Here is a 16,690-nt window from a genome sequence, read left to right as displayed (position 1 = left end):
AGGCCTTCATTCGGCGAAAAGCGACTATCTTGAGTCCACCGCCTTTGACCAGGCTCGGCAACCCCCGCGCACTGCGGGTCAAGGGAATAACCAGGTTCGAAGTTTATAAATTTATTTGTTCGCTCCGGTGGCACCTGGTAGGGGTAAAAATTGGGTCAGACCCTGATCGGCGCCCCAAAGGCCCTGTCGCCCGCATCGCCGAGGCCGGGCAAAATGTAACCCTTCTCGTTGAGCTCCCTGTCTATCGCTGCAACGAACATCTCAACGTCCGGGTGGGCTTCCTTTATCCGGCTTATCCCTTCAGGTGCAGCGAGAACTCCAACTATGACGTAGCGCTTGGCCTTCCCGTACTTCTTGACCTCGTCGAGAACCCTGATGAGCGTCGAGCCGGTCGCTATCATCGGGTCTGCTATGATGACCGTGTCCTCCGGCTTTACCTGCGGCACCTTGACGTACTTCATCTCTATCTCGAACTTCGGCGCCTTTCCGCGAGATGCAGAGACGATACCCACCCTCGCGTGATCGAGAACCTTGATGAGGCCCTCCATGAGCGGTATCGCCGCGCGGAGGACGGTTATTATCACAACGTTCCGCCGGTCCTTTATTAGCACCCCCTCCGTCTCCTCGAGGGGCGTCCTGACCGGAACCTTTTCGGTTTCCATCGTCTTGGTCAGTTCGTAGGCCATGTAGCGGCCCAGCTTGACGAGTCCCTTCCTGAACGGTATCGGCCCCGTTCTCTCGTCGCGAAGCTCCGTCAGGATCTCCATGATGAATGGGCTGTCCTCAAAGGAGTAAACACCTTCCCAGCGTTCGTCCCGCCTCATGTTCCCACCGGGAATCCCTTCGGCGCCGGGTTTATTAGCTTTCCGCATGACAATTCAATCCATTGATGTATCCTTTTTTGACTCCTCCCCGATTATCCTCCTCATCCAGCTGCCCGTGAGGAACCAGGCGAGAGCGACCAGGGCCGCTATGACGTTGCTGAGGCCCATACCGAAGAAGACGCCCTTGCTCGTGAAGTCGAAGAGCTCCGCGAGCGGTATTGTGAGGCCGAGAAGGGTGATCGACCCCACGTAGCCAAAGGCGTAGCTCAGCGGAATCCTCAGGCCCCAGAGGCGGAAGATGCCAAGGGTCATGCTCTTCCTCGTGTGGCCTGCCGAGCTGAAGGTTCTGTTCACCACGATGAAGATGCCGTTGAAGAAGGGCACCGAGGTGAGGAAGTACTTCAGCACAACCTCGCTCTCCTTTATGACCGCTGGGTCGTTCAGGAAGAAGCGGAATATCTCGACGCGAAAGGCGCCTATTATGGCCACCGCGAGGGTCGCTATGGCGAAGTTGATGACCATCGTCCTTTCGGCTATTCTCCTCGCCCTCCCGTAGTTCTCCGCCCCGACGTTCTGGGCTATCATCGTCCCCATCGCCATGCTTATGCCGCGCGAGATGCTCGTTAGGAAGTTCACCAGGCGGGTGGTTATGGTGTAGGCCGCGTAGGTGACGTCGCCGAAGCCGAAGATTATCCTTGTGAGGACGATAAAGCCGAAGCTGTTGGCTGATTGGCCGATGCTCGAGGGCAGGCCGACGCGGAAGAGCTTTCCGTAGAATCCGAGGTCCGGCCTGAGGCTCTCGAGGCTCAGGCTTATGCCGACCTTCCCTTTGAAGAGCAGGTAGAGACCGATGAAGGCTCCGACGGAGTTCGCCACGACCGTGGCCAGCGCCGCCCCGGCCACTCCAAGCTCCGGAAAGCCCAGCCAGCCAAAGATGAGGAGCGGGTCAAGGATAACGTTTATCGCAACCGTGAGGAGGGTTATTTTTACCGGCGTCTTCGTGTCTCCCGTCGCCCTCACGAGGGCTCCGAAGGCCATGAAGGCGAAGGAGAAGGGAAGGCCGAGGAAGACGACGGTGGCGTAGGTTAGCGAATAGGGATAGACGTTTTCGCTGACGCGCATGAAGCGGAGCGCGTAGGGGAGGACCAGGAGGGCCACCACCGCCGTCACCACGGAGAAGAACGTCATGAGTGAGTAGAGTGCCCCGGCGGAACGGTTCGCTTTCTCGTACTCCTCCGCACCGATGTACTGCCCGACGAAGGCGAAACCGGCCGTCGTGAATCCCATGCCGAGCGCCATCAGCGTCCCTATTATCGGCCACACGGTCCCGGGGGCGGAGAGGGCCTCCCTTCCGAGTTTTCCCAGCCAGAAGGTGTCGGTTATGTTGTAGACAACCTGGACTAGGTTGTTCACTATTAACGGGCCTGCCAGTAGGAGAAGGGTCTTCTCTATCGGCCCGCTCAGTATCTGCTCGCGCATCTCCCTGATCCTTCCGTCCCTCATCTGCGATCAGACCGCAATCGAAACGGTGATATATAAAGCTACCCCTTCTCATCTATGATGCGGCTCATCCAGCTCCCGGTCAGGAACCAGGCGAGGGCCACTATAGCGCCGAGAACGTTGCTCAGGCCCATTCCAAGCCACATTCCGGCGGTGTCCTTAACCAGAAGCCCGAGGCCGTAGCTGAGGGGCAGCCTTAACCCCCAGAGGCGGAGCATGCTGAGGAGCATGCTTTTCTTTGTATGCCCCGAGCTCTGGAAGACGTTGTTCACCGCCGAGAATATGCCGAAGAAGGGCAACGAGGCGGAGAAGTACTTGACGACCTTCGCGCTCTCCGCTATTATCGCCGGATCATTGATGAAGAAGCTGAATATCTGGACCCTGAAGAGGACGAACAGGAGCGTTCCTATGCCAAGAATGGCAAAGTTTATCGCCATTGTCTTCTCAGCTATGGCCTTTGCCCTGTCGTAGAGCTTCGCCCCAACGGTCTGACCTACCATCGTTCCCATGGCCATGCTTATTCCGTCGGAGAAGGCGAACATGAAGTTGGTAAGCCTGTTGGTTATGCTGTAGGTCGCGAAGGCAACGTCGGCCTCGCCGAACTGACCGCCGAGGGTGAAGATTATCCTCGTGAGTATGACGAAGCCAAGGGCGGTAGTTGATGAGCCAACGCTCGATGGGATTCCCACGCGAAAGATGCGCTTGTAGAACTCCCAGTCCGGCTTGAGGCTTTCGATGGTCAGGTGTACCCCCACCCTGCCCTTGAAGAGCAGGTAACCTCCAACGACCGAGCCGAGGCTGTTGGAGAGCATCGTGGCAACGGCCGCTCCAACGACCCCAAGCTCTGGAAACGGCCCCCAGCCGAAGATGAAGAAGGGGTCTAAGACGAGGTTGAGGAGCACGGTCGAGACGTTTATCTTGACGGGCGTTTTGGTGTCGCCTATAGCCCTCAGGAGGAAGTTGAATGCGAAGAGTGTGAAGGCGAAGGGAATCCCGGCGAAGATAACCCTCGTATAGGCCAAGGCGTAGGGATAAACCGTCTCGCTCACGTTCATGAACTTGAGGAGATATGGGGCGGAGATCACGCCGAATATCCCGACTACGACGGCAAAGAGCATCATGAGGGAGTAGAGGGCTCCGGCGGCACGGTTGGCCTTGTCGTACTCCTTCGCCCCGACGTACTGGCTGACGAAGGCGAAGCCGGCAGTGGCGAACCCCATGCCGATGGCCATGAAGAACCAGACGAGGGGCCATGCCGTTCCTGGAGCGGCCAGTTCTTCCCTCCCAAGCTTTCCGAGCCAGTAGGTGTCGGTGAGGTTGTAGAGAACCTGAACGAGCTGGTTTATGATTAGGGGATAGGCTAGCACGAGGAGGGTCTTCACTATCGGCCCATTGACAATCTGGTCTCTCATAGCCTCTACTTCGCGCTTCATTGAGATAGCTATCGAAACGTTGGTATAAAAGCCTTATCGTGGATAAAGAATCCACTGCCTGGCTGCAAACGGGTAGAAACGAATAGAAAAGGGAAGCGGGGAGGCTTCACTCAAGAAGCCTCTTCCTGGCGGCCTCGAGGAGGATCTTCTGCTCCTCCTGGGCGACGGTCTTCCTGATGAGCTCGACGGCATCGGGGTTGGCCGAGATGCTGTCGATGCCGAGCCTGACGAGTATCTTGGCCATCTTCGGGTCGCTGCCGGCCTGTCCGCAGATGCTGGTCTCGACGCCGTACTTCTTGGCGACCTTGATGACGTTCTCGATGAGCTTGAGCACCGCCGGGTGCTTCTCGTCGTAGAGGTAGGCTATCCTGTCGTTGTCCCTGTCGATGGCGAGGGTGTACTGGGTGAGGTCGTTGGTTCCGAAGCTGACGAAGTCAAGGCCCTCCTTGATGAGGTCCTCGATGATGAGGGCAGCAGCCGGAACCTCGATCATGATTCCCCACTCGACGTCCTTGTGCGGCTCAAGGCCAACTGAGCGGGCTATCTCCTTGGCCTTCCTTATCTGGTCAGGGTTGGCCACGAGCGGGAGCATGACGCCGATGTTGTCGTAGCCCTCCTCGACGACCTTCTTGATGGCCTTGAACTCGGCCTTGAGGAGCTCGGTCTGGTCGAGGCTCCTCCTGATACCGCGCCAGCCGAGCATCGGGTTCCTCTCGTCCGGCTCGTCCTCTCCACCCGGCATCTCCTTGAACTCGTTGGTCGGAGCGTCGAGGGTCCTGTACCAGACCGGCCTCGGGTAGAAGGCTGCCGCAACTGTCCTGATGCCCTCGGCGAGCTTCTCGACGAGCTCCTCCTCCTTGCCCTCCTTGATGAACTTGACCGGGTGCTGGCCGATGCTGAGTATCATGTGCTCGGCCCTGAGGAGACCGACACCGTCGGCACCGGTGGCTGCGGCCCTCTCGGCGACCTCGGGCATCGAGACGTTGACCTTGACCTTGGTGGCGGTGACGAGCGGAGCGCCGGCAACGACGACCTGTCCGCCCTCGGCCTTCTCCTCCTTCTTCTCGACGAGGCTCTTGACTATGCCCTTGTAGACGACGCCCCTGGTTCCGTCAACGGTGACGTAGTCGCCGGTCTTGAGCTTCTTGGTGGCCTCCTTGGTTCCGACAACGGCCGGGATGCCAAGCTCCCTGCTAACGATAGCGGCGTGGCTGGTCCTTCCACCCTCGTCGGTGACTATAGCTGAGGCCCTCTTCATGGCCGGGACCATGTCCGGGTTGGTCATGGTGGTGACGAGAACGTCGCCCTCCTTGACCTTGTCGATCTCGCTGGCGTCGAAGATAACGACGACCCTGCCGGCACCTATTCCTGGGGAGGCACCGAGACCCTTGAGGATGACCTCCATCTCCTCGGTTCCCTCGACCGCTTCGCTCTCGGCGGGAGCCTCCTTGAGGGTGGTGATCGGCCTGCTCTGGACGATGTAGAGCTTGCCGTCGTCCTTGTCGTAGGCCCACTCGATGTCCTGCGGCCAGCCGTAGTGCTCCTCGATCTTGGCGCCGATCTTGGCGACCTCAACGATCTGCTCGTCGGTGAGGACCTGCTTCTCGACCCACTCCGGCCCGAGGTAGTCGGCGACCTTGACGTAGACGGTGCCCTTGTTGGTCTCTGGGTTCCTGACGACCATGACCTCCTTCTTGGCGATGAACTTCTCCTTTATCTTCCAGGTGCCCTTCTCGACGATGTACTCGTCGGGGGTGACGCTTCCGCTGACGACGGCCTCACCGAGGCCCCAGCTGGCGTTTATCATGATCTCGTTCCTGTCGTTGGTGACCGGGTTGGCGGTGAACATGACGCCGCTCTTCTCGCTGTTGACCATCTTCTGGACGACGGCTGAGAGGTAGACCTTGCTGTGGTCGAAGCCCTGCTTGGCCCTGTAGAAGGTAGCCCTGGCGGTCCAGAGTGAGGCCCAGCACTTCTTGACCTTGTCTATGACGTCGTCAACGCCGTAGACGTCGAGGTAGGTCTCCTGCTGGCCGGCGAAGCTGGCCTCGGGGAGGTCCTCGGCGGTGGCAGAGGAGCGGACGGCGACGTAAACCGCTTCCTTGTTGAACCTCTGGGAGAGCTCCTTGTAGGCCCTCTCTATCTCCTCGGCTATCTCGGGGAGCATCGGGAGCTCGATTATCTTCTGCCTGATCTTGGCGGTGTTCTCCTGGAGCTGCTTGGAGTCATCAACGTTGGTCTGGGCGATGACGTCCATGATCCACTCCTGGAGGGTCTTACCGTCCTCGAGCTTGACGTTCTCGACGAAGTACTTGTAGGCCTCAGCCGTGACACAGAATCCGGGCGGGACCGGAATTCCGGCGTTGGTCATTTCTCCAAGGTTGGCACCCTTTCCGCCGACAAGAGCGACGTCGCCCTTTCCGAGTTCCTCAAACCACTTTATAAACCTGTATTCGCTCATGCGAATCCCTCCGCAACTTTTACTGCGGGTGATATATCGAGGGTTCGTATTTAAAATTAACTATCCAGAGGTGTTCTTCAGCGTACAGAAATGAAAGGAGGGGAAAATGTGTCCATCGGGCGATTAAGGCGCCCTAATTCTCCTTTCTGAGGTATATCTTGAACTTTCCGCCGTAGAACTCCCTGACAAGGACGTAGTTCCCGCTCTCCTCGATGTTCAGATGATTAGCTGGCTCCTGGAGGATTATGAGGTCGTAGTATCCCGACGCTATCCTCCCCCTCACGTCCTGCCTGTCTAGCGCCATGTCCACCTCTGCCCCAGGATAGTAGAAGCCCGCCATGGTGTATAGCCTGGGGGAGACCAGGAGCTTTTCCCTTGGATATTCCTCTGATGCATAGCTCAGAACCCGGGACTCATAGTTTCCGAACTTGTCCCATGTTTCCTTTAGAGCGAGGGCTTTTTCCGCCGTCGGGGCGAGGAAAAGGATTGCCAGAACAACCGCGAGAACCTTGTAAGCTGTTGCTCCAGTTGTCCTCTTCCCCAGGACGGAGGCGATACCGTCCCTGATTAGGAGCACCCCCTCCGCTGCAAGAATCGCGACCACCGGTGAGAGGAACGTCACGAACCGGGTCTCCTTGTGGACCACCGTGAGGATCCCCATCAGCCCCATGAAGAGCCAGCTGATTAGCAGCCAACCTTCTTCGTTTTTCTGTATCCGAAGGAATCCCAGAACGGCGAGGAGGGGGAGGAGGACGCCCAGATCCTCAAGCAGCAGTCTGAGATAGTCGGATAGGGAGACAGGCTTGTCCAGCGTGACCACCTTGGAGGCAACGCTGAAGGGCTTCAATGCGCCGCCGTAGTGGAGTTCGCCCAAGTACAGCCAGGGCGCGAGAACGAGGAGCAGGAGCAGTGCTCCGATCCAGTACTCCCTTTTTCTTACCCATTCCCAGTGGTCACTTAGCCAGAGATATGCGAGGAAAACCGCGAGTATCGAGAGGCCTGTGTAGCGGGTCAGGATCGCTGCCCCGGCGGAGATGAACGCCAGGTATATCCTGAGGGGATCTCCCTTCTTCCTTCCGGTGTATAGTAGGTAAACGGCCAGGGTGTAGAAGAAGGTAAACTCGCTGTGAACCAGCTCCCTTGTCCCCATGGTGAAGGCGAGGGGGTTGAAGGTGTAGAACAGGCTGGCGAGGACACCTTTGATCCCCTCCCCGCACATCTCGACGACCAGCAGGTAGGTTAGAACCGCCGTAAGGGCGAAGAAGATCACGGAGATGAGTCTCGCCACGGTCAGCTGACCCAGCGGGTCTTGAACAAAGTGGTAGGCTATTGAAAGCGTGTAAGGGTACAGGGGCGGGCGGTACATCATGTAAATCCCTTGGTACGTGAAGCTTGTCGGATCTTGAGCGAGGTTTCTGGCGATGTCTATGTAGAGGGCCCCATCGTAAGTTAGTGTGTCGTGGGAGGGCATTGTGAGAATGCCAGTCCCCAGGGCGAGCAGGAATAATGCAGCTGGAATCAGCGGTCCTTTTTCCATACGTCCACCTCCACCGACAGGTACGCGAGGAAAGCCATCGCAGATAAGAAGAAGGCGTCTATGCCTATGGGGATCATAAGCGTCATCAGCGTGACGGCCAAAACTGCGGTGGGTCTTCTTCTCTCTGCATCTTGAAGAGCCATTCCCAGGAACGCGGCCTCAATAAGTCCAAAGAGTCCAAAGTCGTAGGCCGGCTGACCGAATATCGTGTACGTGTACCCCACGTTCCGCCCGAACAGCGAACCCACGTATCCCTTTGGGTCGGTCGAAAAGAGTATCCCCCTCTCTCCCCAGGGCATTCCAAGGTGGAAAAGCTTTTCATAGACAGTGTACGTGACCCCTGGCCTGTAGAGCAGGGTTTCGAGGAAGCCCAGCTGCCATTCGGGATACGTTGCCGTCGTGACGTAGTACCTCGCCAGGAACACCCCGATCAGAACCATCGCCGCCGCGGGGAGCATGTATTTCCTTCCTTTAATGTTGTATCCAAGGCCTCTAAGCTGAACAAGCCGGAGGAAGTAGGCCAGGGCAACGGCCAGTCCAATAGTCCGGAACGTGGAAACCAGGGCTATTGCTTCTCCCAGGAGGAAAATCCTGAAGTCCGGCTTCAGGGAAAGAATGACCACCGTGAAATAGCCGGCTGCCAGGTAGAAAAACCTGAACGCGGAGTATCTCGTCTCGGGCCTTAGTATGGGTACGGCACCGCGGAAGATGGGAACCAGGAACAGGACGAGAACGACGGTGGTGAGAATAAGGCGGAGCTCCTTGCGGGCGTTATCGGGGTTCCTCTCGATGTTTCTAGCCTCGTAGTGCACTATAAGCCGGGTCGTCACTATCGTTGCCACTGCAGTAGCGAATCCCCACCAGCCGAGCGGGGAGAGTACAAGGATCATAACCGCTAAGTAAAGGTAACTCTTGTGAAGGCAGTTTATCTTCCAGTCTCGAAGGTAGAATACTGCCATAATCCAAAGAAACGCCAGTGCGTAGACCAGTGGAGCAGCCTCTGGCGGGGGGAGCAGGTCTGGGTAGACGACCTTTGAAATAACGGCGGTAATGATGTAGAGCACCGCCGCCGCCCAGAAAAGAACGCTCGGCCTCATATCCCAACCCCACTCAGCTCTGCCTCCTCAGCTTCCACCCTCGTATAACTATGTAAGCTCCGAGGGCAAAGAGCAGGTAAACCGGGAGGTCGAGTATTCCCGTTTCGACTCCCACAATTCCATAGGCGAGGGTGGAGTAGTAGAGCGCCCTCGTTATCGGGTTCTCGGCGCCTTCTATCATGCCGTAGTACAGGCCGAGGAGGAAACCCTCTATAACAGCGAAGACCCCGAAGTCGAGGTACATTCCCCCGAGGAGGGTGGGGGTTATCGTGACCCCCGTTCTGACGTAGAGGAACTTTGCGACCAGTCCCCTAGGGGAATAACCGCCTAGGAGGTACGACTTTATCCCCGCCCACTGGAGGTAGCCGTGGTAGAGGCCGTTCCAGCCGGCGCGCCAGACTATGATATCCAGGACGGACGTGGAGCTCTGGACCCTCGTCCACAGGCTTTCGATGGCCTCACCACGGAGGAGGGTCATTCCAAGCCCGAGGACGATAATTACTCCAATGGCCGCACCGAGATGCCAGAGCTTGAGCCTTCCTTCACGCCTCATTCCTTCGTAATAGGCGGCGCCCAGGGCAATGAGGCCAACGAGCACAGGGGTTCTGTAAGCGTAGAGGGCAACGGTGAAGGGGTAAATCAGGGCGTATCTCTTACCCCGAAGGAACAGGTAGACGCTCGAGGGCACGCCTAGGAAGTAGGTAAGGGCCGTGAGCCTGGGGTTGAGGCTCGTCCTGATGGCCGGGTGTATGAGGGGAACGTCCCGGAGGATAAGCATCTGGAGGATTATTATTCCAACTGCAACCCAGAAGGCCCAGGTTATGTACTTCTCATCGATGCCAAGCCCCCGGTCTTCCCATTCTATCCGGGAGCCGTGGTATACGCCGAGGACCATTGACACGGCGAAGGCAGTTCCCATCGCGATGGTCTTGGGCTCGGCCAGGCCCAGGGATATGAACGCCATGAAAAGTATGGGAATGAGAAGGGGCAGTTCCCTCATCAAGCCCTCACCTCAACGAGCTTCAACGGAAGGTTCCGCTCCTCGGAGTTCACGTAGAGTATGCCGTACATGTAGACCCGGTAATCTCCGAGGTACTCCTTAAGGAACTCTACCGGCACCATGTTCGTGCTTATCACGGCTCCGTTGCTGCTCACTTGGTTTATCGTGACGGAGCCATAGGAGAGGTAGTCAGCCCGGTACTTCAGCATTCCCAGCTTTATGGGGCTTATATCCCCTTCTATGTAGATTATACCGCTGAACCGTTCCGAATATGCATCAACGGTGATGTTGTCGATTATCTCCCCCATCGTGCCGAGGTGGGGGGGAAGTTCATATACGTAAACCTTTCCGTGGTAGTCTATCTTAATGAGCTTGGCCCTAAGATCCTCCTTGGTAGCGCTTGGGCCACCTATGCTTAGGACCTTTCCATTCGAAACTATCTTTATGCTCGATCCCTGAACGCTCAGCAGAGTGCCCCTGACGGTTTCCCCATCGACGGTTTCCACGGTTATCGTGACGTTGAATCCTCTGGTTAAGAGTCCGAACGCGTGATTGGCCGCCTCGTATATCTCACCGCCCTGATAGTGCTGGGTGTAGTAGTTGAATGCTAGACCAAAGATGGCCATGAGTGCGATAACGGCAAAAACCTTTCTTCTGTCCATGGTTCTCACCACTGCACCCTCTAAAGTCCCTCAGGATACGGTCGTTTTATAGGTTTTGGTAGATTTCATATCCCTAATGGGCGCGGTATTTCTCAAATTCTGGGGTATAGTGTTATCTCGACTGGAACTGCAGGAGGTGTGGGACAGTCGTTGGTGTTCAAAAATAGCCACCAGCGGTGTTACACAGGTGACTAGGGCCACTAGGTCACTCTGAAGAACGAAATCTTTATATTAATGCGGCATTTACAGTATAGATGACCATTACGATTAGGAGGTGTCAAGATGAATAAAAGGGCCTTGAGCCTTTTGATCGCGGTAGTAATGCTACTCTCTGCGATCCCAGCGGCAGTATCAGTGCCGGCAGTGACGGCGACTCCAGTGCAGCAGGTCGAGAGTCCCCAGCAGGTCGCGGTAGAGAAGTCCAGCAATTTCATACCGGGAGAGGTCCTCCAGAAGGAAATCCAGAAAGTTCTGAAAAGCAGCGGGAAGACGGTGCGCCTCATAGTGGCACCGGATAAGGATCATAAAATAGAGGTTTACAACGCTCTCAAAAGGCTCGGAAAGATCGATCCCATCAGCAAACCCGAGTTCCAATTCATAGTTGTTGAAATGCCGGTTTCGAACGTTGAGAAGCTCGCCGAGATACCTGGAATACTCCACGTCTGGAAGGACGAGATGGTTAAGCTCCAGGAACCCGCTGCCCCTGAGGCTGGAATGGACGATGTCAAGCCCGCAGTTCAGGATCCCAATCTTCCCGATATGTTCATGAGCGTCTTCACGATCCACGCCTACGACACCTGGATTAACTACGGCGTCCTCGGAGACAACGTCACCGTGGCCGTTCTTGACACCGGAATTGACGTTGGCCACCCGTTCCTCCAGGTCACCCTTGACGGAAGGCCGAAGATAATTGACATATACGACGCAAGCGACGAGGGACTTGTTGAGATCTACTACTCCACCAACACCACCTCTGGCGGTTACATAGCCGTCGATCAGAACGTCACCCTCTACTGGGGAGCCTACGCCCCTTACTACGGCCACGAGACCTACACTAATTACACAATGGGAACCTATTACGTCGGAAACATCACCGGTGACGACTACTACCTGGGCCTTCTTCCGGAGAGGTACTTCGATCTCAACAACTTCACTGGGACTCCTTACGATCCGTATAACCTTGGGCTCTTCGGTGACCTCAGCGACGTTTACCCAGTCCTCATAGTGAACCAGAGTGGAAACTTCATTGCGTACATCGACCTCAACCTTGACAACAACTTCACCAACGACCAGCCGATTGGGGTCTTTGACCTCACCCACGACTACGTCACAGTCAATTCCACCAAGGTGAACATTGCCTTCCAGGGCTTCTATGGCGACTTCGCGTACTTCATGTGGGACGCCCACGGACACGGAACCCACGTCAGCGGTACCGTCGCCGGCGTTGGTCTTCCGGACGACCCGGTCTTTGGAGGGGTCTACGGCGTTGCCCCCAACGCCCAGCTTATGGAAGTCAAGGTTCTGCCCGGAGAGCTGGGCTTCGGAAGGACGAGCTGGATTATAAGCGGTATGATATACGCCACCCTCAACGGTGCCGACGTCATAAGCATGTCCCTCGGCGGTGGAGGTGAGATAAACGACGGTATCGAGAGCCCGGAGAACTTCTACGTCAACCTGATCACCGACTGGTTTGGTGTTACATTTGCCATAGCCGCGGGGAACGAGGGTCCGACCACCAACACCGTTCACTCCCCGGGTGACAGCGACCTCGCCATAACCGTCGGCAACTACGTGGACAACGAGAGGGAGTCCTTCTGGTACGGCTTTGACATGGGCATCATCTCCGGCCCGTCGATGAGCTCCAGCAGGGGTCCGAGGGACGACGGTATGCTCGACCCCGACGTCATGGCTCCCGGTACCGACATATTCTCCAGCCTCCCGATGTGGTACACCGTCCTCTACGGCAACCCGTACAGGTACTATGGGATATGGAGCGGTACCTCGATGGCCACCCCGCACGTCAGCGGTGCGGTGGCGCTCCTCATCAGCTACGCCAAGCAGCACAACCTCACCTATGACCCCATAATGATAAAGCGCGCCCTCGAGTTCAGCGCCAAGCCCGTCAACGGAACCCTCATCGACCAGGGATTTGGTCTCATACAGGTGGACAAGGCCATCGAGGAGCTTGAGAAGCTCAGCCAGGAGCCGACCACCTACATCTTCGCTGGAACCACCTACACCGGCTTCAAGAACCCGATAGGCGTTCCGACGATTCCGGTATCCCCTGCTTACGTTGACTTTAACGGCTACTTCCAGAACGTGTTCGGCTTCCCGTACCTCTACAGGGGGGTCTACATAAGGAACGAGTACCCGGGAAGCGTCCCGATATACTTCTCCCCGCTGGTTTACGAGCCCGGCTGGGGACTCTGGTACGTCTTCCAGAACAAGACCTACAGGATAAGCACCAACGTGGACTGGATAATCCCGAACACCACCGAAGTTACCATTAACGGAGCCGATGCTTATGACATAAACGATCTCATTGGGCAGTTCTCCATCAACATCGACTACTCCAAGCTCCAGAAGAGCGGAACCTACGTTGGACTCGTCTACATCGACGATCCCGACACCAGCTACATAGACGGTTACGTGGCTGTCACCGTCGACATTCCGGTGAACCCGAACGGTGAAAGCCACGCCAAGCTCTCCGACACCGAGAAGCCCGGTGAGGCCAAGCACTACTTTGTCAAGGTTCCGCGTGGCACCAAGGAGCTCCGCGTTACCCTCCGCGTTCCGGCCGATGCGAACGGCACGCCAATGGGCAGGACGACCCTCCTCATCGCCAGGCCGCTCGGTGAGGTCGTTGCCGCCTTCGTTCCGTACTACTACTACGTCGGAGCCAACCCGCGCGGAAACGTCTACGAGTACACCTGGGTTATCCCCAACCCGGTCGAGGGAACCTGGGAGATAACGGCCTACTCGAGCATATTCACCAAGTACTTCAGCGGTTACGACACCTCCCAGTACGAGATTGAGGTCAGCCTGGCCTCGGTCTCCATAGAACCGGAGCTCATACTCAAGGACGTTGCCCAGCCCTCAAACGTCACTGTCAAGGCCACCGTGACCAACAACTATGGTGACTTCAACTCCACTGCCGTCGGCTACGGTGTCGGAAGGCTTGATGCAGCGTACACCTGGACAAGAAACGTCAGCCAGGACGATTGGGACGTTGTTGGAGCCTTCTACGCAGACCCGACCACGTACTTCATCAGGTTCGGAATCACCCAGCCGGAAGACCCCACCGCTGACCTCGACCTGTACGTGCTCTACTTCCCGACCCTCGAGGACCTCCTCAACTTCGAGAACTACACCGTGTACGACCAGCAGGTTGGCCCGACCAGTGACGAGGTATTCGAGCAGTTCATGCCCAAGTCCGGCTACTACCTCGTCATGGTCTATGGCTGGGACACCGCCGGCTACAACCCGGTGCACTACACATTCTACTTCCAGATGCTCGGTGACAACGGCAACGTGGAGATGCAGACCGGCTCGTTCCTCTTCCAGAACGGTGGCACAGCCGACCTGAAGGCCAGGGTCGAGCTTGAGTCCAACGGAACCTACCTGGGCGTTCTCAGCCTCATCAACAACAACACCGGAGAAGCCATGACCTACGCCCCGATGATATTCCAGGTGGGAATGCCGGAGATGTCGATAGTGGTCTATCCCGAGGCCACCCTTGGAAAGCCATCAAAGCTCATCATCAAGCTCCTTGACCTCGCCACGATGGAGCCGATAAACAAGTCCGCTACTGTCATGGTAAACGGCAGGGAGTACCACACCGACAACGGACAGGTCGTCGTTGACTACGTCCCGCTCCATCTCGTTGAGACTATCAAGATAAAGGCCACCAGCCCGTACTACCAGGACGCCTGCACAGAGGTCACCGTCAGGGCTAGGGAGCCTGTCGAGACGGAAGTGTACTCGCCGATCACCCTTAAGCCGTACGTGGCGGTTGGAGTCGGTGAGGTCACCGAGGTCACCACCGACAAGACCACGCTCACGATAACCGCCAACGGACCGAGCGGTGCCGAGGACTACATCTTCGTCACCATGCCTGTCGATACTAGCTACATCAAGATAACCGGCGACCACGTCATTGACTACTACACCATCGAGGGCAAGAACGCGCTCTACGCTGTCATCAAGGTCAAGTACGCCTCGCCGGTCACCGTCACCATCGAGTACAGGACTGCCCGCTTCATCGTCAGCACCTGGAACTACGTCTGGTTCATGCTCTACTGGAGGTACGACCAGAAGTTCGACCCGCTCTACCAGAAGGCCGTTGAGCTTGGCGTGGACAACGAGACCCTCCAAGAGGCCCTGATGTACAAGGAGCTCGCCGACAAGTACTATGAGGAGGCCGAGAAGTACCTCACGCCTGGCAGGGACAACCTCGCCATAGCGGCCCTTCCGCACATACGCAAGGCCTACATGAACATCCTCAAGGCCTACAACATACTCGAGAGCGCCATCAAGGAGATCGAGGGCTGACCTCCTTTCTTTTCTCTTGATTTTCCCAACACTTTTAAACCGTCAGGCGTTTCTTCATTCGGTGTCGTTCCATGATATACGTCAAGGTCTACAGGGTTCAGGGGGAGGTCCTTCTCGCTGCCTGCGACGAGGAGCTGCTCGGAAAGACGTTCCGGGAGGGTGAGCTGAAGCTCGAGGTCAAGGAGCGGTTCTACAAGGGCGAACTGGTGGACGAGGATTCCCTCGGGCCACTCCTTGAGGAAGCGACCATAGCGAACCTGACGGGGGAAAGATGCGTCTCAAAGGCAATAGAGCTCGGGTACGTTGATGAAAACAGGGTTCTCCGGATTGAAGGGGTTCCCCACGCCCAAATGGCCCGGCTCTTCCTGTGAGCTACCTTTTTAAACCGCCCCCATTACTCCCCTTCGGTGAGGGAGATGAGCGAGAGATTCTGTTACCGTTGCGGGATAAGCGAGAGCGAGGGCGGTCCGCTCATAAACGGTCTCTGCCAGGTATGCTACCGGAAGGAGAATTCCGTCCTTCTAATCGAAGATGAAGTAAACACCGAACTCTGTCAGAACTGCGGGAGTTACAGGAAGAGGGGCCTCTGGGTGGATCCAATGAGCTACGAGCTTGAAGAGCTTGTATTCGAGGTCGCCGAGAACGCGCTCCTGGAGGCCATCGAGGACTCCTTTGGCGAGGGGATCAGGGAGTACGAGGTTCTTTCCCCGGAGGAGCTGGGGGAGGTTGAGGATCTCCCAGTTGGAAGAGCGGTGGTTTCCTTTGAACCCACCGACTGGCATATCGAGTACTTTCCGGCGATAATAACGTATGACGTCCGCGTCAAGGCCAAGACCCACGAGCTCCAGCGCGAGCTCCACGATGAAGCCAAGAAAGTCACAGTCTACGTTCGCCAAACGGTCTGCCCCCGTTGCCAGAAGTTTCTCGGCGGCTACTTCGAGGCCATACTCCAGGTTCGCGCCGAGGGCAGGCCTTTGAGCGAGGAGGAGAGAAAGGCCATCGGAAGGCTCGTCGAGGAGAAGGTGGACGAGATAATGCGCAGGGACAGAATGGGCTTCATCCAGGACACGATAGAGAAGGAGGAGGGTCTGGACTTTTACATGGGCTCGACGTCGAGTGCCAGGAAGCTCGCCCAGGCGATACGGGAGCGCTTCGGCGGGACGATAAGCGAGGCCTACGAGCTGGTCGGGGTGGACAGGCAGACGAGCAGGGAAGTATACCGCACGAGCGTGAGCGTGAGGATTCCGAAGTTCCAGCGGGGCGACATCGTGGCCGACAAGCGCGGCAACGTCTACGAGGTGGAGAGGGTTGATGGGAAAGGCGTGAGCCTCAGGAACCTTTTAACCAACGAGAGTGAGCACCGCGACTGGAAGACGGTGAAGAGGGAGGGTATAGACACCGTTGAGCACGAGAGGAGCGAGGCCATGGTGACCAGCATAATGCCGGGGGAGGTCCAGCTCATGGACATGGAGACCTACGAAACCTACGAACTTGAAAGGCCCCCAATGGATCTCAGCGAAGGCGAGATCTATCGCATGGTAGAGGTTAGGGGCAGGAAGTACTTCCTTAACAGGAAGGAGTAACCCGTTTTTGTCCCACCAACCTTTTTAACCGAAGGTTGTGAA

General features: G+C 56.9%; 11 protein-coding genes. 3 read left to right on the top strand and 8 right to left on the bottom strand.

Annotation, left to right across the window (positions count from 1 at the left end; genetic code table 11):
- Positions 1-155 precede the first annotated feature (155 nt).
- The 8 genes from upp to E3E27_RS05230 form a co-directional block, all read right to left on the bottom strand.
- Complete coding sequence (gene upp / locus E3E27_RS05265; RefSeq protein ID WP_167773628.1) at positions 156-824, bottom strand: uracil phosphoribosyltransferase; 669 nt, start codon at positions 822-824, stop codon at positions 156-158.
- Positions 825-878: 54 nt separating this feature from the next.
- Positions 879-2,327, bottom strand: a complete 1,449-nt coding sequence (locus tag E3E27_RS05260; protein WP_167773627.1) for an MATE family efflux transporter — start codon at positions 2,325-2,327, stop codon at positions 879-881.
- Between the two features lie 38 nt (positions 2,328-2,365).
- Positions 2,366-3,757, bottom strand: coding sequence for an MATE family efflux transporter (locus E3E27_RS05255; RefSeq protein ID WP_167773626.1), 1,392 nt, complete (start codon positions 3,755-3,757; stop codon positions 2,366-2,368).
- Positions 3,758-3,863: 106 nt separating this feature from the next.
- Positions 3,864-6,218, bottom strand: coding sequence for a phosphoenolpyruvate synthase (ppsA, locus tag E3E27_RS05250; protein WP_167773625.1), 2,355 nt, complete (start codon positions 6,216-6,218; stop codon positions 3,864-3,866).
- Positions 6,219-6,351: 133 nt separating this feature from the next.
- Positions 6,352-7,755, bottom strand: coding sequence for a glycosyltransferase family 39 protein (locus tag E3E27_RS05245; protein ID WP_167773624.1), 1,404 nt, complete (start codon positions 7,753-7,755; stop codon positions 6,352-6,354).
- Positions 7,737-8,852: a hypothetical protein gene (locus E3E27_RS05240; protein ID WP_167773623.1), complete on the bottom strand. Its 1,116-nt coding sequence runs from the start codon at positions 8,850-8,852 to the stop codon at positions 7,737-7,739. Before E3E27_RS05240 ends, E3E27_RS05245 begins: the two co-directional genes overlap by 19 nt.
- Before the next feature lie 13 nt (positions 8,853-8,865).
- Positions 8,866-9,852, bottom strand: a complete 987-nt coding sequence (locus E3E27_RS05235; protein WP_167773622.1) for a hypothetical protein — start codon at positions 9,850-9,852, stop codon at positions 8,866-8,868.
- Positions 9,852-10,514 (bottom strand): hypothetical protein, encoded by a 663-nt coding sequence (locus E3E27_RS05230; RefSeq protein ID WP_167773795.1) that lies wholly within the window; start codon positions 10,512-10,514, stop codon positions 9,852-9,854. The genes E3E27_RS05235 and E3E27_RS05230 overlap by 1 nt, the downstream gene beginning before the upstream one ends.
- Positions 10,515-10,796: 282 nt before the next feature.
- Between E3E27_RS05230 and E3E27_RS05225 the strand changes: the two genes are divergently transcribed.
- The 3 genes from E3E27_RS05225 (at position 10,797) to E3E27_RS05215 (ending at position 16,648) form a co-directional block, all read left to right on the top strand.
- On the top strand, positions 10,797-15,065 hold the full coding sequence (locus tag E3E27_RS05225; protein ID WP_167773621.1) for a S8 family serine peptidase: 4,269 nt from the start codon (positions 10,797-10,799) through the stop codon (positions 15,063-15,065).
- 71 nt (positions 15,066-15,136) lie between these two features.
- Positions 15,137-15,436: a DUF424 domain-containing protein gene (locus E3E27_RS05220; protein ID WP_014788349.1), complete on the top strand. Its 300-nt coding sequence runs from the start codon at positions 15,137-15,139 to the stop codon at positions 15,434-15,436.
- A 45-nt stretch (positions 15,437-15,481) separates the two neighbouring features.
- On the top strand, positions 15,482-16,648 hold the full coding sequence (locus E3E27_RS05215) for a 60S ribosomal export protein NMD3 (RefSeq protein WP_167773794.1): 1,167 nt from the start codon (positions 15,482-15,484) through the stop codon (positions 16,646-16,648).
- Positions 16,649-16,690 lie beyond the last annotated feature (42 nt).

The sequence above is a fragment of the Thermococcus sp. MV11 genome, assembly GCF_012027285.1.
GTDB classification, from domain to species: Archaea; Methanobacteriota_B; Thermococci; order Thermococcales; family Thermococcaceae; genus Thermococcus; species Thermococcus cleftensis.
This window is presented reverse-complemented; position numbering and strand designations above follow the sequence as displayed.